The organism is Pseudomonas serbica, from assembly GCF_028823535.1.
In the GTDB taxonomy this organism is placed as follows: domain Bacteria; phylum Pseudomonadota; class Gammaproteobacteria; order Pseudomonadales; family Pseudomonadaceae; genus Aquipseudomonas; species Aquipseudomonas serbica.
In genome coordinates, this window is record NZ_JAQIYM010000010.1 from 44,134 (window position 1) to 67,145 (window position 23,012).

Below are 23,012 nucleotides of genomic sequence, written 5' to 3' on the forward strand. Positions count from 1 at the left end.
TTGTTATTGATCGACAGGTTGAACAACTTCAGTCGCAGTGGATGTGTGAAGGGGAACGGGCCGACGCGCGTTTAACAGCACATGGGTGACCATGCCGAAAATCAGACCCCAGAAGGCAGCGGACAAGCCGAACAGCGACATGCCCGAAGCCGTGATCAGAAATGTCACCAGAGCGGCTTCACGGTCGCTCGGCACCGCCATCGCCCCCGTCAGCGCCCCGGCGATGGCGGCAAACAGCGCCAGCCCTGCCAACGCCGCAATCAGCTCCTTGGGGAATGCCGAAAACAGCGAAACCAGGGTGGCGCCGAAGATGCCCAGGACCAGGTAGCACAGGCCCCCTACCACGCCTGCGACGTAGCGTTTGCGCGGATCCTCGTGGGCTTCCCGACCGGTGCAGATGGCCGCCGTGATCGCGGCCAGGTTCAGCCCATGACAACCAAAGGGGGCCAGTAGCGCAGTGCCCAATGCACTGCTGGCGATGATCGGGCTCGCGGGCGTCGGGTAACCGCTGGCGCGCAGCACGGCCATGCCGGGCACGAACTGGCCGGTCAGCGCCACCATCACCAGTGGCAAGGCGATGTTCAGCGTCGCGCCCAGGCTGAACTCGGGCGTGATCCACACCGGAGTAGCCAGGCCGATCACCAATGCCTCGCGATGCAAATCACCGCTGAGTGCGGCAATCGAACAGCCCGTCAGCAGCACCAGCAACACCGCGTAACGCGGCATCAGCCGTTTGCCGATCAGATAGACAGCAAACATGGCCAGCACCAGCAACGGCTTGTGTTGCATGGAGACGAACAACCCGGTGCCGAAGCTGAACAGGATCCCGGCCAGCATCGCCGCCGCAATCGCGGCGGGAAGCTTGCTGATGATCCGGTCAAAAGCCCCCGAGACCCCAACCACAAAGATGATCAGGCTGCTGACCAGATAAGCCCCCACCGCTTCTGCCATGGAAATATCAGGCAACAACGCCACCAGCAACGCCGAGCCCGGTGCCGACCAGGCGATGATCACCGGTACCCGATAGCGCAGGCTCAAACCGATGCCCAGCACCGCGCTGCCGATGGAGATCGCCCAGATCCAGGACGACAGCAGTTCCCGCGGCAGATGGGCCGCTTGCGCCGCCTGAAAGATGATCACCAACGGCCCGGCATAGGAAATCACCGTGGCGATAAATCCGGCGACAGCGGCTGACAGGGAGAAGTCCTGGAAAAAAGCCCTCATGGCTCAGGCGCCCGTTGGCGACAGCGCCGGGCTGACGGCCATGGCGCTGCGTCGGTTGCTGATGGCGAACACCGTCATGGCGATGGCCGCTACGGCACCGGGCAAGGCGAATGCCATGAAGTTCAGTTGCAGCGGCAGGCTTATGCCAAGCAAGGCGCCGCCCAGCAGAGGACCGACGATGGCACCGTTGCGTCCGATGCCCGACGCCCAGCCAAGGCCAGTGGAGCGAATGGTCATGGAGTAGAACTGGGCGGCGCAGGCGTACAGCAGAATCTGCGAGCCGATGGTGGTGGCGCCAGCGATGGCGATCAGCAGGTACAGCACCGGCATCGGGCTGTTGAAGCCCAACAGGGTGATCGACACTGCCGCCATGGCGAAGAACACCGACAGCACACGCGGCAGGTTGAGCTTGTCACCCAGCACACCGCCGCCGACTGCACCGAAGATCGCCCCGAAGTTCAGCACCAGCAGGAACGACAGGCTGGAGCCCAGGCTGTAACCGGCGTTGGCCATCAGTTTGGGCAACCAGGAACTCAAGGCGTAGACCATCAGCAGGCAGCAGAAAAACGCCAGCCACAACATCAGCGTGCGCAGTGCACGCCCCTCGCGAAACAACTGCAGCACCGGGGTGCCCGTGCCCTTCACTTCACTCATGTGCAACTGATCATCGGCCTGCGCGACATACACCGGGTCAATCCGCTGGAGAATGTTGCGGGCTTCTTCATTGCGCCCCTGGCGCAGCATGAAACCCACCGACTCGGGCAGGAAGTACATGATCAGTGGCAACAGCAGCAGTGGCAGGGCCGCCACGTAGAACACCGACTGCCAGCCGAAACTCGGAATCAGGACGATGCCCAGCCCGGCAGACAGCATGCCGCCCACCGAGTAGCCGCTGAACATGATCGCCACCAAGGTGCTGCGGATTTTTTTCGGCGCATATTCGTTCATCAGCGCCACGACATTGGGCATCACACCACCAATGCCCAGGCCGGCAACGAAACGACAAAGACCAAATTCGGTGGGGTTGCGAGCGAAACCGTTGAGCACGGTGAAACCGCTGAAGAGCATCACGCAGATCGTGATGGCTTTCTTGCGTCCGATCTTGTCCGACAGCGGTCCGAAGAACAGTGCACCGAACATCATGCCGAACAGCGCATAGCTGCCCAGTGCTCCGGCTTGCAGAGGACTGAGCCCCCACTCTTTCATCAGCATCGGCAAGACCACGCCGTAGATCACCAGGTCGTAACCATCGAAAATGATGATCAGGGCACACCAGAACAGCACCATCCAGTGAAAGCGGTTGAACCGAGCGTTGTCGATAACCTCGTGTACGTCGATCTTGCGCATGGCATTCATCTCTTGTTGTTGTTTTTCCAGGAGCAGCGGTAGCACGGCTTACGTCCGTACAGCCGAGGGTAGAGTCACCAGGCGCGGGCCAATATCCGCATTGCGCAGACCACTATCCGTTTTGTGCAGCGCTCTGAATCGGGCTGGGGAGCGAGAGGTTTTGCCCCTCTCCGATAAACTGTCTTCTTTGCAATCACATTTGAGCGCTAAGCTTGGGCGTATGGATGATTCAGATTACTTACGCCTGCTGACCATTGCGGCCGAGCAAGCCAACGCGTTCCTTTCCAATGCCCGCAAATGGGAGCGGGAGCGTTGGGTTTGCCAACGCCTGCTGCAAGGCTTGAACATTCCCTACCGCGCCGACGAATTCGCCCCGGCCGGTGAGCCGCCGGACGTGTTGTTTCGCGACGCCAGTTTCGAGGTCTTCTTCGTGCTCGACGAAGGCCGCCGCCTCAATGATGAATGGCGCGACGAACTGCAGAGGCGGCGCAGCGCGTTTTCCTTGAGCCAGCTGGTACGGCGCGAGGCCAAGCCCCGGCGCATACCGGCCAACGAGTTCTTGCTGCGCCTGGCGCCGACCTTGCGTAAAAAAGCGCACAACTACAAAGAGCGCGGCATGGATCTGGGCGAGCTGGACATCATTGCCTTCGCCAGCCTCAAGCGCGAAGTGCTGGACCTCAACAGTCATTTCCCGCCGCCCACCGAATACCTGCGCCAAGGCTGGCGCTCGCTGTCGCTGGTGGGTCCGACCTTCGCCCGCGTGCTGTTCGCGCATCCCGATGCACCGGACTTCCTGCGCAGTAACCTGGGACGCAGCATCGTGTTCGACGTCGGGATCAGCCTGTGAGCCCATTGCAGGAACTGATTGCCGAAGTCCCGCAAACCGGCCGCGTACGCTGGATCGGCGTGCGCCCGGAACGTCACGGGGCAATGATCGAACTGGATGCCGTGGAAGCGCGGCTCGAGGCCGGCCTGACGGGCGATCGTGCCCGACCCGGCATTCGCAATGCGCGTCAGGTAACACTGATTCAGTGGGAGCACCTGGCAGTGATCAGTTCGCTGATGGGCCGCCCGGACGATCAACCGGTCAAGCCTGAAGATTTGCGCCGCAATCTCGTTATCAGTGGGATCAATCTGTTCAGCCTCAAGGGCCGGCGCTTTCGCATCGGCCAGGCGATTTTCGAAACCACCGGCTGGTGCCAACCCTGCGCACGGCTGCAAGCCAACCTGGGACCCGGAACGTTTCAGGCGGTGCGTGGACATGGCGGAATCACCGCCCGGGTGTTACAAAGTGGCATCATTCGCCTGGACGACACGGTGAGCGTCGAGCCCATTCCGGACAGTGGCTATGCTCCGTTCAACGTTCGTTGAATCAGCCTGTAGCTTCAACACCTTCAGCAACGTCTACCTGACGAGGCCTTTATGACCAGCCGCCTGAACCCCGACGACCAAAAGCATGTCGAAGAGTACCTGCAGTTGTCCCAGCACCGAGTCGAGCGCCGGCCTTTCCGGCCGTGGATGCTCCTGGTGCTGGTATTGGCAGTGACCATTGGTCTTGGCCTGTTGAGCCGACTTATCAGTTACCTGACGCTATGAGCTGCCTCGCGCTCGCTTGGGTAACCACATCGATTTCCTTTAGCCTTGCGAGTTATCCCCATGTCCCATCGTATTGTCATTGTCGGCGGCGGCGCCGGCGGTCTGGAGTTGGCTACCCGTCTGGGTAAGACTCTGGGCAAACGCGGCACGGCCAGCGTGATGTTGGTCGACGCTAACCTGACCCACATCTGGAAACCGCTGTTGCACGAAGTCGCTGCCGGGTCGTTGAACTCGTCCGAAGACGAACTCAACTATGTTGCCCAGGCCAAATGGAACCACTTCGAGTTCCAACTGGGACGCATGAGCGGGCTTGATCGCGCCAATAAAAAAATCCAGCTGGCCGCCACTTATGATGAAGCAGGCCTGGAACTGGTGCCCGCCCGGGAAGTGCCATACGACTCACTGGTGATTTCCGTCGGCAGCACCACCAACGATTTCGGTACCCTGGGCGCGGCGCAGCACTGCCTGTTCCTCGATACCCGCAAACAGGCCGAGCGCTTCCATCAGCAGTTGCTCAACCACTACTTGCGCGCGCACGCCGGGCAGACCGACAAGATCGAGCAGATCAGCGTCGCCATCGTCGGTGCCGGTGCCACCGGGGTCGAACTGGCCGCCGAGCTGCATAACGCCGCCCATGAACTGGCGGCCTACGGGCTGGACCGGATCAAACCGGAAAACATGCACATCACCCTGATCGAAGCCGGTCCACGGGTGCTGCCGGCCCTGCCGGAACGGATTGGCGGGCCTGTGCATAAAACCCTGGAAAAACTCGGGGTCAACGTCATGACCAATGCTGCGGTCAGCGAGGTGACCGCAGACAGCCTGATCACCGCGGATGGCAAAGTGATCAACGCCAGCCTGAAAGTCTGGGCTGCCGGGATTCGTGCACCGGCGTTCCTCAAGGACATCGATGGCCTGGAAACCAACCGCATCAATCAACTGCAAGTGCTGCCGACCCTGCAAACCACCCGTGACGAGAATATCTTCGCTTTCGGTGACTGCGCGGCCTGTCCGCAACCAGGCACTGACCGCAATGTGCCGCCGCGCGCCCAGGCTGCGCATCAGCAGGCGTCGTTGCTCGCAAAATCGCTGAAACTGCGGATCGAAGGCAAGGCGCTGCCGGAGTACAAGTACACCGACTACGGTTCGCTGATCTCGCTGTCGCGCTTTTCGGCTGTGGGTAACTTGATGGGTAACCTGACCGGGAGCGTCATGCTGGAAGGCTGGCTGGCGCGGATGTTCTATGTGTCGTTGTACCGGATGCACCAGATGGCCCTGTACGGGCCGTTTCGCACGGCGATGCTGATGCTGGGCAGCAAGATTGGTCGCGGCACCGAGCCGCGCCTGAAGCTGCACTGATGTAAAAACCTGTGGGAGCAGGCTTGCTCGCGAACGCGGTGTGTCATTCAGCTTTATGTCGACTGACACACCGCTTTCGCGAGCAAGCCCGCTCCCACATTGGTTTTGCGCTGTTGCAGGTTTCTCGCGGGCAAAAAAAATCCCCGTATCTTTCGACACGAGGATTTTTAATATGGTCGGGGTAAGGGGATTCGAACTCCTGACATCCTGCTCCCAAAGCAGGCGCGCTACCGGACTGCGCTATACCCCGGTAAAAAAAAGGCACCTTTTAAAGGCGCCTTCTGCGAACAGAGCTTTTGGCGTCTGATCTTAAGATTCGATTCCAGCGTTAACTGGTTTCAAAAATGGTGGGTCGTGTGGGATTCGAACCTACGACCAATTGGTTAAAAGCCAACTGCTCTACCAACTGAGCTAACGACCCAAAAATGGTCGGGGTAAGGGGATTCGAACTCCTGACATCCTGCTCCCAAAGCAGGCGCGCTACCGGACTGCGCTATACCCCGGCTTGAAATTGGCTCCGTGACCAGGACTCGAACCTGGGACCCAATGATTAACAGTCATTTGCTCTACCGACTGAGCTATCACGGAACTACACATTTCAATTTACAACTTTGTAGCTTTACTGCGTTCTCTTCGACCCGTTCGCATCGCTGCGTTCGTGTGTCTGAGGCGCGCTATTCTACAATTTCTACAACCTCTGTCAACCCCCTAATTTGCTTTCAAGTTAATGATTTGCAACTTATTTTAGATTCCTGCTTGTTAGCAGAAACCCTGGCGGGTGACTTACTGCGGGGCGCACTTTACAAGCCTTTTCCTTTGAGTTCAACAGCCTGAATGAAAAAAAGGCCTCGCAATGCGAGGCCTTTTCGATTTTGCTGTTGTTATGGCTCAGACGAAGACGATTTCGTCGTTCTCCACCACGCCATGAGCGGTGTCGCCCGGCATGAATCGACCCGAAAGGATCAACTGCGCCAACGGGTTCTCGATCCAGCGCTGTATGGCCCTCTTGAGCGGCCGTGCGCCGTATACCGGGTCGTAACCGACCGCGATCAGCTTGTCCATGGCCTCGGGGCTCAGTTCCAGCTTCAGTTCCCGCTCGGTCAGGCGACTGCGCAGGCGGCCCAACTGGATCTCGGTGATGCCAGCGATCTGATCCCGCGCCAATGGCTCGAAGATCACCACTTCGTCGACCCGGTTGATGAACTCCGGCCGGAAGTGGGTGGAGATCGCATCCATCACCGCCGCGCGCTGTGCCTCACGATCACCCACCAACTCCTGGATCTGCACCGACCCCAGGTTGGAGGTCATGACAATCACGGTATTCTTGAAGTCCACCGTGCGGCCGTGGCTGTCGGTCAGGCGACCGTCTTCCAGCACTTGCAGCAAGACGTTGAAGACATCCGGGTGCGCCTTTTCGACTTCGTCCATGAGGATCACCGAGTAAGGCTTGCGACGTACCGCCTCGGTCAGGTAACCGCCCTCTTCGTAACCGACGTAGCCTGGTGGTGCACCGATCAGGCGAGCCACGGAATGTTTCTCCATGAACTCGGACATGTCGATCCGCACCATCGCCTCTTCGGTATCGAAGAGGAATTCAGCCAGCGCCTTGCACAGCTCGGTTTTACCGACACCGGTCGGGCCGAGGAACATGAACGAGCCGCTCGGGCGATTCGGGTCGGACAAGCCGGCTCGGGAGCGCCGTACCGCGTTGGAAACGGCCACCACCGCTTCGTCCTGGCCGATCACACGCTGGTGCAACAGGCTTTCCATCTTCATCAATTTTTCGCGCTCGCCTTCGAGCATTTTCGACACTGGAATACCGGTCCACTTCGAAACGACTTCGGCGATCTCTTCTTCAGTCACCTTGCTGCGCAGCAACTGGTTTTCGGGTTTGCCATGCTGATCGACCATTTGCAGGCTGCGCTCCAGGTCCGGGATCACCCCGTACTGCAACTCGGCCATGCGGTTCAGGTCACCTTTGCGGCGAGCGGTTTCCAGCTCCTGGCGTGACTGCTCGATCTTCTGCTGGATTTGGGCAGAACCCTGCACCTCGGCTTTTTCCGAGTTCCAGATTTCTTCCAGGTCCGAGTACTCACGCTCGAGACGGGCGATTTCTTCCTGGAGTTTTTCCAGGCGTTTCTTCGCCGCGTCGTCGCTTTCTTTCTTCAGCGCCTGGGACTCAACTTTCAGTTGGATCAAGCGACGTTCCAGGCGGTCCAGTACTTCCGGCTTGGAGTCGATCTCCATGCGGATGCGGCTGGCGGCCTCGTCGATCAGGTCGATGGCCTTGTCGGGCAACTGGCGGTCAGTGATATAGCGATGGCTGAGCTTGGCCGCCGCAATGATCGCGCCGTCGGTGATCGCCACTTTGTGGTGGACCTCGTAACGCTCTTTCAGGCCACGCAGGATGGCGATGGTGTCTTCTTCGCTCGGCTCGTCCACCAGCACTTTCTGGAAGCGTCGCTCAAGGGCGGCGTCCTTCTCTATGTATTGGCGGTATTCGTTGAGCGTAGTGGCACCGACGCAGTGCAGCTCGCCACGTGCCAAGGCCGGCTTGAGCATATTGCCCGCATCCATCGAGCCCTCGCCTTTACCGGCGCCGACCATGGTGTGCAGTTCGTCGATGAACAGAATGATCTGCCCTTCCTGCTTCGACAATTCATTGAGCAGGGATTTCAGGCGCTCCTCGAACTCGCCACGGTACTTGGCACCGGCAATCAACGCCCCCATGTCCAGGGAGAGCAAGCGCTTGCCCTTGAGGCCGTCCGGCACTTCGCCGTTGATGATGCGCTGGGCCAGGCCTTCGGCGATGGCGGTTTTACCAACACCAGGCTCGCCGATCAGTACCGGGTTGTTCTTGGTGCGGCGTTGCAGCACCTGGATGGTCCGGCGAATTTCATCGTCGCGGCCGATCACCGGATCGAGCTTGCCGTCTTCGGCACGCTTGGTCAGGTCGACGGTGTATTTATCCAATGCCTGGCGCGCTTCCTCGTGGTTAGGGTCATTGACCGCCTCACCGCCACGCAGGTTGTTGATCGCGTTTTCCAGGGCTTTCTTGCTCACGCCCTGACCGAGCAACAGTTTGCCGAGCTTGCTGTTCTCGTCCATGGCGGCGAGCAGCACCAGTTCGCTGGAAATGAACTGGTCGCCCTTTTGCTGGGCCAGGCGATCGGCCTGGTTGAGCAGGCGCGCCAGATCCTGCGACATATTTACGTCGCCGGTCGGGTTCTGGATCTTCGGTAGCTGGTCAAGTTCTTTGGTCAGCTCTTTTCGCAGGCTGTTGACGTCGAAGCCCACCTGCATCAGCAGGGGCTTGATCGAGCCACCCTGTTGCTCGAGCAAGGCTTGCATCAAGTGCGCCGGTTCAATGGCCGGATGATCGAGACCGACGGCCAGGGATTGGGCATCGGACAACGCTAACTGCAATTTGCTGGTTAAACGGTCTATACGCATGGGTCACCTTCCTTTTGAGCAGGCCGGACCTATAAAACATCCTGAATGAAGAAACCTGCCAGATAGCACAATAGATGTGGTCGATTCTGGGAGTTTCAAGCGTCGAGAGGTTGATGCAGATCAGACAAGTCTAGCGTTCGAGCCAGATAAGGGAGGCAAATCGGCCAGTGCGGGAGGCACGGCGATAGGAAAAGAAGCGTGGATCGGAGACGGTGCAGAATCCGCCGCCATAAACAGCGGTTACACCCTGAGCTGCCAGACGCAAGCGCGCCAGCATATAAATGTCCGCCATGAACTTGCCGGGGTTTTGACTCGGCGCAAAAGCCTGAGCAGCTCCAGGCAGTTGCTCGACGAAGGTTTCCCGTACTTCGGGGCCCACTTCAAAGGCTTGCGGGCCAATCGCCGGGCCGAGCCAGACCAAAACCGCCGCAGGTGGCACCGCCAGGCTGTCAAGGGTCGCTTCCAGCACGCCCGCCGCCAACCCGCGCCAACCGGCATGGGCCGCCGCGACACGAGTACCGGCACGGTCGCAAAACAGCACAGGCAGGCAATCGGCAGTCATCGCCGCACAGGCAATGCCCGGCGTAGAAGTCCAACTGGCATCGGCAATGTCCACCCGGCTCGGGTCGGCATGCGCCACGACGATGCCGTGAACCTGCTGCAACCAGGCCGGCTGTATCGAAAAATGGTCAGTAAGACGCCGGCGATTCTCGGCGACGGCCTCAGGGCTGTCGTCGACGTGATCGCCAAGATTGAGGCTGTCGAACGGCGCCAAGCTGACGCCGCCCGCACGGGTGGTGACGCAGGCTTTGACCCCGGCCGGCGCGGGCCAGTCAGGAATCAGCCAGTCACTCATCCGACAAACGCCTCGCGGTCTTGCTTGAGCAGGGTCAGCAACCAGACGAAGTCTTCCGGCAGCGGCGATTCCCAGCTCATGCGAACACCGGTGGTCGGATGATCCAGCTCGAGGAACCGCGCATGCAGTGCCTGGCGCGGGAAGTTCTTCAGCGATTCAACCATGGTCGGGTTGGCTGCCGGCGGAATCCGGAAACGACCACCATAGGCAGGATCTCCGACCAACGGGAAGTTGATGTGGGCCATGTGCACACGAATCTGGTGTGTACGACCGGTTTCGAGCTTCACCCGCACGTGGGTGTGGGAGCGGAAACGCTCGAGCACGCGGTAGTGGCTGACGGCTTGCTTGCCACCTTCCATCACGGCCATGCGCTGGCGTTGCTGGCCGTGACGACCGATCGGCGCATTGATCTTGCCGCCAGCGGTTACCACGCCGATCACGATGCACTCGTAGATCCGGCTGACGCTGCGGCTCTGCAACTGAGTCACCAGCTGTGTCTGCGCCTGAATGGTCTTGGCCACCACCATCAGACCGGTGGTGTCCTTGTCCAGGCGATGCACGATGCCGGCGCGGGGCACATTGATGATGTCCGGCACGTGGTGCAGCAAGGCGTTGAGCAAAGTGCCATCAGCGTGGCCGGCAGCCGGGTGAACCACCAGGCCCGCGGGCTTGTTGATCACCAGGATGTCGTCGTCTTCATAGACGATGTCCAGGGCGATGTCTTGAGCGACCCATTCGCCCTGAGCTTCCTGCTCGGCAGTGAGTTCAAGAATGGCGCCACCGTGAACGATGTCTCGCGGGCGGACAACCGCCCCATCCACAGTCAGGCGGCCGTCTTTGATCCAGGCGGAAAGGCGCGAGCGCGAGTGCTCAGCGAATAATTGTGCGGCGACTTGATCGAGGCGTTGGCCGCCCAATTCGGACGGCACCTCTGCGCGGAGTTCAATTTTATCGGACATGCTCAGACTAGGCGTCGGCACAGCTTTTGGTTTCGGCTGCGCGCTTGTGGTTAAATACGGCGTCTTTTGCCCCGAGGCTATTCAACGGGGCGCTCATCATAACAGGACGGCCTCGCCCAAGACAGCGGCCGTCATAGGGACGCAAGCCGCCATGCAAGTGAAACACCTGCTGCTGATCGCCATCCTCGCATTGACCGCTGCTTGCTCTTCGAAGGAAGTCGTAGACGAAAACCTGAGCGAAGTCGAGTTGTACCAACAGGCTCAAGCCGATCTGGACAATAATAGCTACACCAGCGCCACTGCCAAGCTGAAGGCTCTGGAATCACGCTATCCGTTCGGCCGCTATGCCGATCAGGCCCAGTTGGAGCTGATCTACGCCAACTACAAGAACGCCGAACCGGAAGCCGCCAAGGCTGCTGCCGAGCGCTTCATTCGCCTGCACCCACAACACCCGAACGTCGACTACGCCTACTACCTCAAGGGCCTGACTTCTTTCGACCAGGACGTTGGCCTGCTGTCGCGTTTCCTGCCGCTGGACATGACCAAGCGTGACCCGGGTGCCGCTCGCGACTCCTACAACGAGTTCGCCCAGCTGACCAGCCGCTTCCCCAACAGCCGTTACGCGCCGGACGCCAAGCAGCGCATGATCTACTTGCGCAACCTGCTGGCGGCCTATGAAATCCATGTGGCCGACTATTACCTGACCCGTCAGGCCTACGTCGCCGCCGCGAACCGCGGTCGCTACGTGGTGGAAAACTTCCAGGAAACCCCTTCGGTCGGCGACGGCCTGGCGGTGATGACCGAGGCCTACCAGCGCCTGCACCTGGACGAACTGGCTGCCACCAGCCTCGAAACCCTGAAGCTCAACTACCCGAACCACCCAAGCCTGGTGGACGGTCAGTTCGAGCCATCGGTGGCTGAAGCCGACAACCGGTCGTGGCTGAGCAAGGCCACCCTGGGCCTGATCGAATCCCGTCCACCGCTGCCACCGGGAGAAACCCGCGCCAACCAGGATGTGCAGAAGCAGTTCCAGGAAGCCAAGGACGCGATTCCGAGCGAGCTCAAGCCTAAGGACAGCGACGGCGATGTGATCGAAGAAGAGGATCACGAGGCCGAGGGCAACAATGAAGACCGCTCGTGGTTCAGCTACATGACCTTCGGCGTGTTCGACTGATACGACCGTGTTGCAGAAAGGGAGACGCTTGAGTCTCCCTTTTTTATTGCGCCATTTTTAAGCAGCGCGAATACGCTGTGCGGCTGTCATGTCCTTGGCTAAACTGGCGGCTCATCCGTCATAAAGCAGCCCGCCATGCTTCGTTTATTATTCTGGATCGCAGTGATTGCCGCCGCTGTTTGGTTATGGCGCAAGTACAAGGGCCAGGTTTCCGCACCCAAGTCCTCCGCCGAGCGGGAAGCAGCGCCCATGGTCCGCTGCGCCCATTGCGGCGTGCACCTGCCCCGCGACCGTGCGCTGAGCCTCCAACAACAGTGGTATTGCAGCCAGGCTCACCTTGAGCAAGGCCCAGGCTCCAGTGGTCGCTGAGACGTCCAGTCCCGGCGACAAACAGGCCCAGCGACTGCTGCGCCTCTATCACCTCTACCGTTTGAGCATCGGCATCACCTTGGTGCTGCTGATTTCCAGCAACCTGGACAACCGGTTGCTGACGTCCGCCAATGACGACCTGCTGCGCTATGGCAGCGGGATGTACCTGGTGCTGAACATCCTGCTGGTGGTGTTCTTCCAGAACACCCGCCGCCCAGCCCAACTGTTCAGCCTGGCACTGGTCGACGTCGCGCTGCTTTGCGTGATGTTCTACGCAGGTGGCGGAGTGGCCAGCGCCATTGGCAACCTGCTGATCGTATCGGTGGCCATCAGCAATACCTTGCTGCGAAGACGCATCGGCCTGCTGATTGCTGCCATTAGCGTGCTGGGCATCCTGGGTTCGAGTTTCCTGCTGAATGTCAGCCATCCCGCCAGCCCCAATGATTACTTGCAGGTCGGCACGCTCGGCGTCCTGTGTTTCGCCGCCGCATTGCTGGTCCAGGTCCTGGTCAGACGACTGGAAGTCAGCCAGACCCTGGTGGAGCAGAAGGCCAGCGAAGTCATGGGCCTGGAAGCCCTCAACGCACTGATCCTGCAACGCATGCGCACCGGTATCCTGGTGCTTGACGACCAACGGCGTGTGCAACTGGCCAATCACAGCGCCTTGACCCTGCTCGGCTGCGAGCATCTCGAAGGCCGACGGATTGACGAACATGCCCCGGGCTTGGTCGAAGACCTGCAACTGTGGATCGAAAACCCGATGCGGCGCCCGCCAAGCCTGAGAATCGCCAGCAGCGGCCTAGAACTGCAGCCGAGCTTCATTGCCCTGGCCCCTGGCCCGCATCACCAGACCCTGGTTTTTCTCGAAGACCTCGCCCAGATCACCCAACAGGCTCAACAACTGAAACTTGCCGCCCTGGGCCGCTTGACCGCCGGTATTGCCCATGAAATCCGCAATCCATTGGGCGCCATCAGTCACGCAGCGCAGCTATTGCGAGAATCGGAGGAACTGAATGCCGCGGACCGACGTCTGACGCAGATTATTCAAGACCACTCTCAGCGAATGAATCGGGTTATCGAAAACGTCCTGCAACTGTCCCGTCGCCAGCAAACCGCAACGCAACGTCTCGACCTGAAGCTGTGGCTGGAACAGTTTGTGACAGAAATCCGCGAGCAGGCGACCGAGCGCCAAAAGATCCATCTGCGCATTGCTCCCGGTGACTACAGCACCTTGATGGACCCGAATCAGCTGGAGCAGATTCTCGACAACCTGATACGCAATGCATGGCGCCATAGCGCCCTTGACCACCACCAGGCACAGGTCTGGCTCGAGTTGTTCACGGATCCCGACAGTCAGCTACCGACCCTCGAGATCCTCGACGACGGCCCCGGTGTGGCCCCGGACCATCAAGCGCAATTGTTCGAGCCTTTCTTCACCACCAGCCACCAGGGCACTGGCCTGGGGCTCTACCTGTCCCGCGAGCTGTGCGAATGCAACCAGGCCCGCCTGGACTTCAGATCACGCCAGGGCGGCTGCTTTCGCATCACCTTTGCTCACGGACGAAAACAAGGTTGAACATGAGCCCACGGCCAAAAGTCCTGATCGTCGACGACGAGCCGGACATCCGCGAACTCCTGGAAATCACCCTGGGACGGATGAAGCTCGATACCTACTGCGCCCGCAACGCTGGCGAGGCCCTGGCCCTGCTCCAGCGCGAGCCATTCGACCTGTGCCTGACCGACATGCGCCTGCCGGACGGCAGCGGCCTGGAGCTGGTGCAACACATCCAGCAACACTACCCACAAGTCCCGGTAGCCATGATCACGGCTTTCGGCAGCCTCGACACAGCAATCAATGCGCTGAAGGCCGGTGCGTTCGATTTCCTGACCAAACCGGTGGTCCTGACCCGATTGCGAGAACTGGTGACCAGCGCCTTGCTGCTACCTGTTCCTGGTAGCGCCATTGATCGTCGCTTGCTGGGCGAGTCACCGCCCATGCGCGATCTGCGCAAACAGATCGAAAAACTGGCTCGCAGCCAGGCACCTGTGTACATCAGTGGCGAGTCTGGCAGTGGCAAGGAGCTGGTCGCCCGCCTGATTCATGAGCGAGGACCACGGGCCAGCCAACCTTTTGTCCCGGTCAATTGCGGTGCGATTCCAACTGAACTGATGGAAAGCGAGTTTTTCGGCCATCGAAAGGGCAGCTTCAGCGGCGCCATCGAAGATAAACCCGGTTTGTTCCAGGCGGCGCACGGCGGCACCCTGTTTCTCGACGAAGTGGCAGACTTGCCTCTGCCGATGCAGGTCAAATTGCTGCGAGCCATCCAGGAGAAAGCGGTACGCAGCGTCGGTGGGCAACAGGAGGTGGTGGTCGATGTGCGGATACTCTGCGCCACCCACAAGGACCTTGGCGCCGAAGTCGCTGCCGAACGCTTTCGCCAGGATCTGTACTACCGCCTGAACGTGATCGAGCTGCGGGTTCCGCCGTTGCGCGAGCGCCGTGACGACATCGAGCCTCTGGCCAGCCACATGCTCAAGCGCCTGGCTGCAGACAGCGGGCAGCCCGCGGCAAAACTCCACCCGAATGCGCTCGACACCCTGAAAAACTACCGTTTCCCGGGCAATGTGCGCGAACTGGAGAACATGCTCGAACGGGCTCATACGTTATGCGAAAACAAGCTGATCGAGGCCAGCGACCTGCGCCTTGCCGAGGGTAACTGTGCTGCCGAAGGGGGCGCGCCGGACCTCACGCAGATCGATAACCTGGAGGCGTACCTGGAAAACGTTGAACGCCAACTGCTTCTCCAGGCACTGGAAGAGACCCGCTGGAACCGCACGGCAGCGGCTCAGCGGTTGAATCTTTCATTCCGGTCGATGCGTTATCGACTCAAGAAGCTGGGCCTGGATTGAGGAAACTGGTTTCAGATCCGCCCGGTTGGCGCATACGGCGCCGGATCGATGATCGGCGCCCTGCCCAGCATCACATCGGCAAATAACTGGCAAGACGCAGGCGCCAGCACCAACCCATTACGGTAGTGCCCGCAGTTGAGCCAGAGCCCATCAAAACCTGGCACCGGCCCAATATAGGGAATGCCCTGCGGCGAGCCTGGCCGCAAACCGGCCCAATGCCCCACCACCTCGGCGTCGGCCAGCGCCGGAATCAACTCCACGGCCGAGGCCTTGAGGCTTTCCAGGGCCGATTCGGTAGGCGTCTTGTCGTAGCCTTCATGCTCCAGGGTACTGCCAATCAGGATGTGCCCATCGCGCCGCGGAATGGCATAACGCCCTTTGGCCAGGACCATGCTCGGCAGGAAGTCCGCTGCGCACTTGTAGAGGATCATCTGCCCCTTTACCGGTTCGACCGGCAACTCAAGGCCCAGGCTCTTGAGCAGATCACCGCTCCAGGCGCCGGCGGTCAGCACCACTTGATCGCCTTGGATCGCACCTGTGGAGGTCTGCACGCCGACTATTTTTTCGTCTTGCCGAATAAACCCGCTGACTTCGCACTGCTCATGAATCGTCACGTTCGCCAGCGCCTGCAATGCCGCCTTGAGCGACTTCACCAGACGCGGATTGCGCACGTTGGCCACGTCGGCCATGTAGATCGCCCGGGAAAAACCACCGCCCAGCACCGGCACCGCATCGTGGGCCGCCGAGATATCCACAGCCCGCAGCGGCCGGCCCTCGCGCGCGGCCCAGGCCAGCGCCTCGGCCTCATCGTCCAGGTCCAGCCAGTACAGGCCGGTGGTATGCACCTCGGGATCGATTCCAGTGGCCGCAAACAAGCGCTCGCCCAGCTGTGGATAAAAATCCTGGGACCAATGCGCCAGCGCGGTCACCGCCGGGCTGTAGCGCCAGGGATAGAGCGGCGAAACGATGCCACCGCCGGCCCAGGACGATTCCTGGCCGACGTTCGATCGATCCAGCAGCACCACACTCTGCACCTGGGACGCGAGATTGAATGCGGTCAGCAGCCCGATTACCCCACCACCGACGATCACCACTTGCTGTTGCCTGGTCATGTTCTGATCCAACCGTTCAATAGACAGGGGCGCAAAGGGCGCCCGAAAAGGAAACTCAGCGACCCCAGCAATCCTTGGTGGTCAGGCCGTCCGCCGCATTGACCATGCTTCTGACGCCGGTGTTGGTAAGGGTGAAATCACCACACTTGTCCGTGGCCATGCCCGTGCCAGGTTTGCGCACTGCCGTCAGCAGGAAGGTCTGATCCGTCAGGGTCGGGGAAATGCTGTAGTAATCATTGCCGGCACTCAGGTCGGTGGCATTGGTGTAGACGTTATTCTTTGAATAGAAGCGCTCGAGGATCTGCGCCTGTTCCGAGAGCAGACCGGCGACTTCAGTGCGACGCCCCTTGTTCACGTACTCGGTGAGGCTCGGATAGCCAATGGTGATGACGATCCCGATGATCGCAATCACGATCATGATTTCAATCAGGGTAAAACCGCGGTTGGATCTGCGCATGCCTAAACTCTCACTTACTGTATTTGTCGCCACATGATGCGACGGCTGCCGCCGCCGGATTTTTCCACCAGCGTGGAGATACCGCCACTGGAATCGTTCACGATCTTGCGTGTCGCGCCATTGACGATGGCGTTCAGGGTCGGCATCACGCCGGTAAAGACCACGCCGCTGGACAGCGTGTCGGTGCTGTCGACCACGGCGTCGCCGTTGGTGTCGAGCACTGCGTAATTGAGCATCTTACCGCTGAACGCATCGAGTTCGACCAGTTTGCCGCTACCGAAGCCGGCGCAAGGGTCGGAGGTGTCCACGCTGGCCGTGGTAAACACGATCCGTCCGAGCACCAGGCTGGCCTGGCTGATCACCCGCTCACCGGTCAGCGCGTTGTTATACCGCAGTGGCAAATACCAACCCTTTTGCGTCGGGTAGGTCACCTCGTTCTGGCTGGTGGTGATGGACTGCCCCGATTCTCCCGAAACCACCCCGGTCACTGCCTGGGCCTGCAGGCTGGAGGGAGTGATCTGTCCGGAGCCACCCTCCGCGTCCCACACCGCGTAGAACGCTTGCAGCTCCTTGTTGGTCCTGTCCGTCGTCTCGTTGAATTTACCGGTGCCGAAAAACACCATCTTGCCACCCCGGGCGTTGTCTGCCAGCAATGGCTGTGCGGTGATGGGCTGGGTAGCGCCGCCGGCGGTGGTGAACAATGGCTGGCCGGAGAATGCGATGCCCCAGGCGTTCGGGGTGGCGCCACTGAGGTCAAACTTCCAGAGCCGCCCCTTGAGGTCGCCGCCATAGGCGGCCTGCACCACATTCTGCGAGTTCACCCTGAGCTTCACCGAAGACAAACCGTTAGTGGTTTCGCTGCTGTCGACCACGACTTTCTTGATCAGGCTGCCGTCGCGAATGTCCACCACGTACAACGCCGCCACCCCGGAGTAACTGCCATAGCCGTTGGCAATGAACGCAGCCCAGCGCCCATCCGCCAAGCGTGCCACCTCCGGACGGGCGTAGGCATAACCCAGGTCATTAAAAGCGTTCGCTGCACTGGCAGAGGCCGGCGCGCTGATTTCCCACAGGGCCTTCACAGCATTGCCCGCCGATGCGTCGAACAACTGCAGTGCATAGAAGGTTCGCCCGCCCGCCCCCGTTCCGCCCAGGGCGAGGGTCTTCCAGGCACTGTTCAGCTGGGCATCGAACACGCCCACCTGCCCATCCACCAGGAACTTGTGGCCGACGCCGTTGATGTACGCGGGATCGGCGATGTAATGCAAGGACGGCAGCACACTGGCAGGCATGTAGGCGTAGCGCCGGGCACCGTTGGCGGTATTGATGATGCTGACGAAACCGTCGTTGGCGTTGACCACGAGGCTGGCATGCATATTGGCTGCCTTGGTCGCCAGGTACGTGCTGTAGGAGGTATCCCCCGACAAATCCGCTGCGGTTTGATCCGAAGGCGCCGCCAGCACCAGCGGCGAGTTGACGATGTCGCCCAGCAATACAGGGCGCACTTTCAGGCCGGCCTTGTTGCTGCCCTTGCTCCACTCCAGCAAATCGCTGCCCGTAAGGCCGCTGGGCAAGCCCAGGCTGAGAACGCTTTGCTGGTCCGCAGACACGTTGGCGAAGGCCAATGTCACGGCGCTGTGGGTCTGGCTGTTCCATGATTGATAGGCCGGTGCCGTAGCGCCCGGCACGATCGCCGTATCGGTGGACCACAGCACCGAGGCGGTATCGACCGCGCCACTGGCGGTGAAGCCGTAGGCCTTGATGGTGCCACGCCAGTCCTTGGGGTCGTAGCTGGTCTGGAAATAACGCGTGGCGCTGGCGACACCACTGCCGCCGGAGCCGGACTTGGTGCACAACAAGGGCGAATCCGCAGGCGTGAAGGCATAGGCTGGAGCGGCCAGGAACAAGGTGCAAACGGCCCTGCTCAACAACCGCCAGCGCTGCGTGCGGCGTTCAATATTTCGCATAAATGCTCTCCACCACACTGCGCGAGCTGCCCGCAATGCCCACGGCGGTGATCCGGTACAAAGTCGCCGAGGTGTTGCTCGGCACGTTCACCGCTGCCACGCTGGTGCCAATGTTCTGCACGCCATAGAACCCGTTGCCGGATGCGATCCAGGTCACCCCTGAGTTGGAATTGAACCCGGCTGCCTTGAGGGTCGCCGATTCGGCAGGCGGGGCACACCGGGCAGTGCCACTGCACACAGGCAACGAATAACTATCGAGCTGCACCGCGCTTTCACCTACGCGCAACAGCGCTTCGGCAAGCTGGAACGACTGATTGCGCAAACCCAGGCTACCGGCCATTTTTTCCTGCAGGGTGGCGTTTTGCATCGATGAAATGCCGATCAGCGTCAGCAGCAACAGGAACACCAGGCTGACCAGCAGCGCCATGCCGCGCTGGGCGCAAGGTGCAACGCTCATAGACCCACTTTTCATGGCAAGCGGTTGCGCAAAGCGGCAACCACATTGAAGGTCTGGTCGCTCACCCGATTGTTCGGGTCAGTGAGGCTCAGGCTCAGGCGTACGCTGCGGATGCGTGTCGGGTCCGACGGGTTGCTGCTGTAACTGGACACCGCCGAATCGGCAGCCGAGCTGGCGAGGCCGAAGCTGACGTCGAAAGCACTGACGTTATCCACCAGCACTTGCTCGAGCGGCTGATCCCTGCCGACACCCATCTTCAGCTCACCGTTCTTCAAGCTGTAGATCAATCGGCGGATGGGAAATGCCAGTTGCCCCGCAGCAGGTGCATGCCAGTCGGAATACGCCGTCGCGCTGCTTCGGCAATCGGACACCACTGTCCAGGCCGGCGTCCCGCCATTACTGCCAATGTCCGACGTAACCAGGGTCAACTTGCGACCGGCGTTGTCCCAGCTGATCGGCGTTAGATGGCTGGCATTGAAGTCACCCGCTTTGCTGGCATCGGTGATAGGCCCCAGGCAGCCGAACATGCCGACCATGCGGATTTCCTGGATCATTTTGCTCAGCACGAAACGCGCGTCCTCCTGCATGGCTGCCGCGGCGTTCTGGCTGATGTAAGTATTTTTTGCGGCAATGAACACCTGCACCACCCCCAGCACCACGACCAGGCTCAAGGCCAGGGCGATCAGCAACTCGACCAGGCCGAAGCCGCGGCTGAAGCGGCTCATGGCCTCGCCACCGGGTCGACGGTCGCGCGGCTGGTGAGGACGAAACTGCGCCGTGAGTCTGCAGCGTTGGCGGCCCGCGAGTCGTCCCAGGTGATGGTGATGGTGTACACCCGCTGGTTCAGGGAGATGCTGCCGGTCGCCGTTTCGCCACCAAAACCGGCAATGTTACGGGTGAAATCGTAGAGGTCCTGGTCCCGGGCGACTTTCGGATTGCCCGAGGTAGGCGGTGTCACGGTGTAGTCGGCGGCAGCATTGGCGCGTATGCGATCCATCATGTCGTATGCGATAAAACTGGCCTGGCTGGTCATGCGCGCACTGTCGGTGTACTTCAAGGCATTCAATTGAACCGCCGCCGCGCCCAATAGCGCCACGCCCAGGAGCAGCAACGCCACCAGTACTTCGATCAGCGTCATGCCCTCCTGGGCACGCTTGCTCCATGGTCTCATCCGCAACTTCCACCCAATAGAATTCGTCCGTTCAAACACACATTCAGCGTCCTGCTTTGTGTTCCGAGCACATAGCTGATCACCACTGCCGTGGAGGGTGACGACAGCCCGCCCAGGTTATTGAAATCGATGGCCGTCACTCCGGAGGGTAGCGTCAGAGTCGCCCCGTTGCTCATCGGTGGAACAACCCGCAACACATTGGCCGGGGTGTCCGTACCGTCATACACCGACAACTCCCCGGTCCACACACTCGCGCCCGCCGTGGGTCGCAGCCGCGTGGTCAGGCCTCGGTCGATGGCTTCCATTCGGGCATAGTTCAGGGCACGTCGCAGATCACCCATCTCGGTGTCGGCCCTGGTGCCTTGTGTCGATCGGATGAACGCCGGGACCGCCAAGGTGATCAGGACCAGGAAGATCGCCAACCCCACCAGCAACTCAATCAGCGTGAAACCTTTTGAACGATGATCAACCGTTGCCCTTCGTTGCCGTCGGCTATACCTGCTTCTACTGGCGCAGGGATCGCGCGAGGCAGCATATTCCAGGGAGGGAGATTTCATGCGTGAGCAAGGTTTCAGTCTGATCGAATTGCTTATGGGACTCGCGATTGTCGGGATTGTTCTGCTCCTGGTCAGTCCGGCCTATGCAGGACTTAAAGAATCGAACCATCGCGAGGAGTCAGCTAAGTCACTCGTCAGCGGTTTGCGCAGTGCAAGGAGTGAAGCGATAGCCCGCGGCCAGGTCGTGATCATTCACGCCATCGAGGACGACTGGAGCCAGGGCTGGCGGATCATTCTGGATGTCAGCGGCAAGGGCCATGAGGACCCCGACAATCCGCTGCTGATCGAGCGCCGTAGCAGCATGGGCGTGGCGATCATCGGCAATCTGTATGTCGGGACGGCCGTACGCTTCGGTCCACTGGGTGGGCCGGTGGCCGGTGGTTTTCAAGCAGGGACATTGCATGTGTGCGCGGCACGCGAAGCGCAGAGCCAGCACCAGGTGGTACTGGCTTCGAACGGTCGCATCAGCCTGCGCAGCAAACGGGCCGCGCAGGCCTTATGCCCGGGGTGAAGGCTCAGAGCAGCGAACGGACCCGCAGTTCCTTGGGCATGGAGAACGTGATGTTCTCTTCACGACCGGCCAACTCATCGGCACCGGTAGCGCCCCAGGCCTGCAATTGCTGGATCACGCCACGCACCAGGACTTCCGGAGCGGAAGCGCCGGCGGTGATGCCGATGCGCTCGACGCCGTCGAACCAGCTTTTTTCCAGGTCTTCGGCACCATCGATCAGGTAGGCCGGGGTCGACATGCGTTCTGCCAGTTCGCGCAGGCGATTGGAGTTGGAGCTGTTCGGACTGCCCACCACCAGCACCACATCGCACTCGTCGGCCAGTTGCTTGACCGCGTCCTGGCGGTTTTGCGTGGCATAGCAGATGTCGTCCTTGCGCGGGCCACCGATGGCCGGGAAACGCGTACGCAAGGCGTCAATGACGCGACTGGTATCGTCCATGGACAAAGTGGTCTGAGTGACGAACGCCAGTTTTTCCGGGTTGTGCACCTGCAGTTCGGCGACATCCTTTTCGTCTTCGACCAGATAGATCGCACCACCGTTGCTGCCATCGTACTGGCCCATGGTGCCTTCGACTTCCGGGTGACCGGCGTGGCCAATGAGGATGCATTCGCGGCCGTCGCGGCTGTAACGGGCGACTTCGATGTGCACCTTGGTCACCAGCGGACAGGTGGCGTCGAACACTTTCAGGCCACGGCCGGCGGCTTCGGTACGTACGGCCTGGGACACACCGTGGGCACTGAAGATCACGATCACGTCGTCCGGCACCTGATCCAGTTCTTCGACGAAGATCGCCCCGCGGTTACGCAGGTCTTCGACGACGAATTTGTTGTGGACCACTTCGTGGCGGACATAGATCGGCGGCCCGAACACTTCCAGGGCGCGGTTGACGATTTCGATCGCCCGGTCCACACCGGCGCAGAAGCCACGGGGATTGGCGAGTTTGATTTGCATGCTGTGCCTCGTGTCTTGCGCGCGAAATTTCAGATCGTTACAACTCACTGTAGGAGCTGGCTTGCCAGCGATGAGGCACTTGGACTCACAGCAAGGCTTGAAGGCCTCTTCGCCGGCAAGCCGGCTCCTACAGAGAGGCGTTTACAGCGCTTTGACTTCGATGATCTCTACGTCAAAGGTCAGCGTCTTGCCAGCCAGCGGATGGTTGAAGTCGATGGTCACTTGCGCATCATCGAACTCTTTGACCACACCCGGCAATTCAGTATTGGCCGCATCGTTGAAGATCACCAGCAAACCGGGCGACAGCTCCATGTCCTGGAACTGCGAACGCGGGATGATCTGCACGTTTTGCGGGTTTGGCTGGCCGAAAGCGTTTTCCGGCTCGATGCTCAGAGTACGCTTGTCGCCGGCCTTGAAACCGAACAGCGCCGCTTCGAAACCTGGCAACAGGTTGCCATCACCGACCTTGAAGGTCGCCGGGGCCTTGTCGAAGGTGCTGTCCACCGTGTCGCCGTTCTCCAGGCGCAATGCGAAATGCAAGGTGACTTCCGTGTTCTGGCCGATGCGTTGCTCAGCCAATA

General features: G+C 60.5%; 21 protein-coding genes, 4 tRNA genes and 2 pseudogenes. 9 read left to right on the forward strand and 18 right to left on the reverse strand.

The features are described 5' to 3' along the window. Positions 1 to 3: 3 nt before the first annotated feature. Together NQL71_RS17480 and NQL71_RS17485 are read right to left on the reverse strand one after the other, a co-directional pair. Positions 4 to 1,224: a benzoate/H(+) symporter BenE family transporter gene (locus NQL71_RS17480; RefSeq protein WP_166618911.1), complete on the reverse strand. Its 1,221-nt coding sequence runs from the start codon at positions 1,222 to 1,224 to the stop codon at positions 4 to 6. 3 nt (positions 1,225 to 1,227) lie between these two features. Continuing rightward, complete coding sequence (locus NQL71_RS17485) at positions 1,228 to 2,571, reverse strand: aromatic acid/H+ symport family MFS transporter (protein ID WP_077185876.1); 1,344 nt, start codon at positions 2,569 to 2,571, stop codon at positions 1,228 to 1,230. Between the two features lie 220 nt (positions 2,572 to 2,791). Here NQL71_RS17485 and NQL71_RS17490 point away from each other — a divergent pair, with 220 nt between their 5' ends. From NQL71_RS17490 to NQL71_RS17505, 4 genes are read left to right on the forward strand one after another with little or no spacing between them, the layout of a single operon-like run. Next, a complete protein-coding gene (locus NQL71_RS17490; protein WP_007970534.1) occupies positions 2,792 to 3,418 on the forward strand; it encodes a DUF1780 domain-containing protein in 627 nt (208 codons plus the stop codon). Next, positions 3,415 to 3,942, forward strand: a complete 528-nt coding sequence (locus tag NQL71_RS17495; protein WP_274643063.1) for an MOSC domain-containing protein — start codon at positions 3,415 to 3,417, stop codon at positions 3,940 to 3,942. Before NQL71_RS17490 ends, NQL71_RS17495 begins: the two co-directional genes overlap by 4 nt. 51 nt (positions 3,943 to 3,993) lie before the next feature. Next, positions 3,994 to 4,167, forward strand: a complete 174-nt coding sequence (locus tag NQL71_RS17500) for a DUF3094 family protein (protein ID WP_007996394.1) — start codon at positions 3,994 to 3,996, stop codon at positions 4,165 to 4,167. A gap of 60 nt (positions 4,168 to 4,227) precedes the next feature. Beyond that, the gene (locus NQL71_RS17505) at positions 4,228 to 5,526 is read left to right on the forward strand and encodes an NAD(P)/FAD-dependent oxidoreductase (protein WP_046815698.1); all 1,299 of its coding nucleotides are present in this window, start codon (positions 4,228 to 4,230) and stop codon (positions 5,524 to 5,526) included. Positions 5,527 to 5,699: 173 nt separating this feature from the next. Here NQL71_RS17505 and NQL71_RS17510 read toward each other — a convergent pair. The 7 genes from NQL71_RS17510 to rluD form a co-directional block, all read right to left on the reverse strand. Next, positions 5,700 to 5,776, reverse strand: a tRNA-Pro gene (locus NQL71_RS17510). A gap of 95 nt (positions 5,777 to 5,871) precedes the next feature. Next, positions 5,872 to 5,947, reverse strand: a tRNA-Lys gene (locus NQL71_RS17515). Positions 5,948 to 5,952: 5 nt separating this feature from the next. Continuing rightward, positions 5,953 to 6,029: transfer RNA gene (locus tag NQL71_RS17520), tRNA-Pro, on the reverse strand. A 9-nt stretch (positions 6,030 to 6,038) separates the two neighbouring features. Then, positions 6,039 to 6,114: transfer RNA gene (locus NQL71_RS17525), tRNA-Asn, on the reverse strand. A 300-nt stretch (positions 6,115 to 6,414) separates the two neighbouring features. Then, a complete protein-coding gene (gene clpB, locus NQL71_RS17530; RefSeq protein ID WP_046815699.1) occupies positions 6,415 to 8,979 on the reverse strand; it encodes an ATP-dependent chaperone ClpB in 2,565 nt (854 codons plus the stop codon). A 130-nt stretch (positions 8,980 to 9,109) separates the two neighbouring features. After that, positions 9,110 to 9,835, reverse strand: a complete 726-nt coding sequence (gene pgeF, locus NQL71_RS17535) for a peptidoglycan editing factor PgeF (RefSeq protein WP_274643064.1) — start codon at positions 9,833 to 9,835, stop codon at positions 9,110 to 9,112. Beyond that, positions 9,832 to 10,794: a 23S rRNA pseudouridine(1911/1915/1917) synthase RluD gene (gene rluD, locus NQL71_RS17540; protein WP_008058321.1), complete on the reverse strand. Its 963-nt coding sequence runs from the start codon at positions 10,792 to 10,794 to the stop codon at positions 9,832 to 9,834. The genes pgeF and rluD overlap by 4 nt, the downstream gene beginning before the upstream one ends. A gap of 151 nt (positions 10,795 to 10,945) precedes the next feature. On the opposite strand from rluD, the gene NQL71_RS17545 reads away from it, so the two are divergent. From NQL71_RS17545 to NQL71_RS17560, 4 genes are all read left to right on the forward strand, one after another. Then, entirely contained in the window at positions 10,946 to 11,968 is a 1,023-nt protein-coding gene (locus NQL71_RS17545) for an outer membrane protein assembly factor BamD (protein ID WP_046815701.1), read from the forward strand. A gap of 135 nt (positions 11,969 to 12,103) precedes the next feature. Then, positions 12,104 to 12,337, forward strand: a complete 234-nt coding sequence (locus NQL71_RS17550; RefSeq protein WP_077185855.1) for a PP0621 family protein — start codon at positions 12,104 to 12,106, stop codon at positions 12,335 to 12,337. After that, positions 12,327 to 13,913, forward strand: coding sequence for a sensor histidine kinase (locus NQL71_RS17555; RefSeq protein ID WP_274643095.1), 1,587 nt, complete (start codon positions 12,327 to 12,329; stop codon positions 13,911 to 13,913). The genes NQL71_RS17550 and NQL71_RS17555 overlap by 11 nt, the downstream gene beginning before the upstream one ends. A gap of 2 nt (positions 13,914 to 13,915) precedes the next feature. After that, on the forward strand, positions 13,916 to 15,247 hold the full coding sequence (locus NQL71_RS17560) for a sigma-54-dependent transcriptional regulator (protein WP_248686983.1): 1,332 nt from the start codon (positions 13,916 to 13,918) through the stop codon (positions 15,245 to 15,247). An 11-nt stretch (positions 15,248 to 15,258) separates the two neighbouring features. On the opposite strand, the gene thiO is transcribed toward NQL71_RS17560, so the two are convergent. From thiO to NQL71_RS17595, 7 genes and pseudogenes are all read right to left on the reverse strand, one after another. After that, positions 15,259 to 16,359, reverse strand: coding sequence for a glycine oxidase ThiO (thiO, locus tag NQL71_RS17565; RefSeq protein ID WP_274643065.1), 1,101 nt, complete (start codon positions 16,357 to 16,359; stop codon positions 15,259 to 15,261). A 55-nt stretch (positions 16,360 to 16,414) separates the two neighbouring features. Then, positions 16,415 to 16,816 (reverse strand): type IV pilin protein, encoded by a 402-nt coding sequence (locus NQL71_RS17570; RefSeq protein WP_046815705.1) that lies wholly within the window; start codon positions 16,814 to 16,816, stop codon positions 16,415 to 16,417. A gap of 14 nt (positions 16,817 to 16,830) precedes the next feature. Then, positions 16,831 to 18,672: pseudogene (locus NQL71_RS17575) on the reverse strand (pilus assembly protein); the annotation flags it as partial. Positions 18,673 to 18,769: 97 nt separating this feature from the next. Beyond that, a complete protein-coding gene (locus tag NQL71_RS17580) occupies positions 18,770 to 19,240 on the reverse strand; it encodes a pilus assembly PilX family protein (protein ID WP_274643066.1) in 471 nt (156 codons plus the stop codon). Between the two features lie 11 nt (positions 19,241 to 19,251). Continuing rightward, positions 19,252 to 19,965 carry a PilW family protein gene (locus NQL71_RS17585; RefSeq protein ID WP_274643067.1) on the reverse strand — a complete coding sequence of 238 codons (714 nt, stop codon included), beginning with the start codon at positions 19,963 to 19,965 and terminating at the stop codon, positions 19,252 to 19,254. Further along, entirely contained in the window at positions 19,962 to 20,411 is a 450-nt protein-coding gene (gene pilV, locus NQL71_RS17590) for a type IV pilus modification protein PilV (protein ID WP_166618917.1), read from the reverse strand. Before pilV ends, NQL71_RS17585 begins: the two co-directional genes overlap by 4 nt. Continuing rightward, a pseudogene (locus NQL71_RS17595) lies at positions 20,408 to 20,881 on the reverse strand (GspH/FimT family pseudopilin); the annotation flags it as partial. The gene pilV and the pseudogene NQL71_RS17595, both read right to left, overlap by 4 nt. 85 nt (positions 20,882 to 20,966) lie before the next feature. Between NQL71_RS17595 and NQL71_RS17600 the strand changes: the two are divergent. Further along, positions 20,967 to 21,479 (forward strand): GspH/FimT family pseudopilin, encoded by a 513-nt coding sequence (locus tag NQL71_RS17600; RefSeq protein ID WP_248686988.1) that lies wholly within the window; start codon positions 20,967 to 20,969, stop codon positions 21,477 to 21,479. 4 nt (positions 21,480 to 21,483) lie between these two features. Here the strand turns inward: NQL71_RS17600 and ispH are convergent, their stop codons facing one another. Together ispH and fkpB are read right to left on the reverse strand one after the other, a co-directional pair. Beyond that, positions 21,484 to 22,431 (reverse strand): 4-hydroxy-3-methylbut-2-enyl diphosphate reductase, encoded by a 948-nt coding sequence (gene ispH / locus NQL71_RS17605; RefSeq protein WP_046815712.1) that lies wholly within the window; start codon positions 22,429 to 22,431, stop codon positions 21,484 to 21,486. A gap of 141 nt (positions 22,432 to 22,572) precedes the next feature. After that, positions 22,573 to 23,010, reverse strand: a complete 438-nt coding sequence (gene fkpB, locus NQL71_RS17610) for an FKBP-type peptidyl-prolyl cis-trans isomerase (protein ID WP_178134270.1) — start codon at positions 23,008 to 23,010, stop codon at positions 22,573 to 22,575. Between the last annotated feature and the right edge of the window lie 2 nt (positions 23,011 to 23,012).

Excerpts from the sequence above, each read along its gene's own strand:
- NQL71_RS17480 (WP_166618911.1), bottom strand. The coding sequence starts at position 1,224 with ATGAGGGCTTTTTTCCAGGACTTCTCCCTGTCAGCCGCTGTCGCCGGA.
- NQL71_RS17485 (WP_077185876.1), bottom strand. The coding sequence starts at position 2,571 with ATGCGCAAGATCGACGTACACGAGGTTATCGACAACGCTCGGTTCAAC.
- NQL71_RS17490 (WP_007970534.1), top strand. The coding sequence starts at position 2,792 with ATGGATGATTCAGATTACTTACGCCTGCTGACCATTGCGGCCGAGCAA.
- NQL71_RS17500 (WP_007996394.1), top strand. The coding sequence starts at position 3,994 with ATGACCAGCCGCCTGAACCCCGACGACCAAAAGCATGTCGAAGAGTAC.
- NQL71_RS17505 (WP_046815698.1), top strand. The coding sequence starts at position 4,228 with ATGTCCCATCGTATTGTCATTGTCGGCGGCGGCGCCGGCGGTCTGGAG.
- clpB (WP_046815699.1), bottom strand. The coding sequence starts at position 8,979 with ATGCGTATAGACCGTTTAACCAGCAAATTGCAGTTAGCGTTGTCCGAT.
- pgeF (WP_274643064.1), bottom strand. The coding sequence starts at position 9,835 with ATGAGTGACTGGCTGATTCCTGACTGGCCCGCGCCGGCCGGGGTCAAA.
- rluD (WP_008058321.1), bottom strand. The coding sequence starts at position 10,794 with ATGTCCGATAAAATTGAACTCCGCGCAGAGGTGCCGTCCGAATTGGGC.
- NQL71_RS17545 (WP_046815701.1), top strand. The coding sequence starts at position 10,946 with ATGCAAGTGAAACACCTGCTGCTGATCGCCATCCTCGCATTGACCGCT.
- NQL71_RS17550 (WP_077185855.1), top strand. The coding sequence starts at position 12,104 with ATGCTTCGTTTATTATTCTGGATCGCAGTGATTGCCGCCGCTGTTTGG.
- NQL71_RS17560 (WP_248686983.1), top strand. The coding sequence starts at position 13,916 with ATGAGCCCACGGCCAAAAGTCCTGATCGTCGACGACGAGCCGGACATC.
- thiO (WP_274643065.1), bottom strand. The coding sequence starts at position 16,359 with ATGACCAGGCAACAGCAAGTGGTGATCGTCGGTGGTGGGGTAATCGGG.
- NQL71_RS17570 (WP_046815705.1), bottom strand. The coding sequence starts at position 16,816 with ATGCGCAGATCCAACCGCGGTTTTACCCTGATTGAAATCATGATCGTG.
- NQL71_RS17580 (WP_274643066.1), bottom strand. The coding sequence starts at position 19,240 with ATGAGCGTTGCACCTTGCGCCCAGCGCGGCATGGCGCTGCTGGTCAGC.
- NQL71_RS17585 (WP_274643067.1), bottom strand. The coding sequence starts at position 19,965 with ATGAGCCGCTTCAGCCGCGGCTTCGGCCTGGTCGAGTTGCTGATCGCC.
- pilV (WP_166618917.1), bottom strand. The coding sequence starts at position 20,411 with ATGAGACCATGGAGCAAGCGTGCCCAGGAGGGCATGACGCTGATCGAA.
- NQL71_RS17600 (WP_248686988.1), top strand. The coding sequence starts at position 20,967 with ATGCGTGAGCAAGGTTTCAGTCTGATCGAATTGCTTATGGGACTCGCG.
- ispH (WP_046815712.1), bottom strand. The coding sequence starts at position 22,431 with ATGCAAATCAAACTCGCCAATCCCCGTGGCTTCTGCGCCGGTGTGGAC.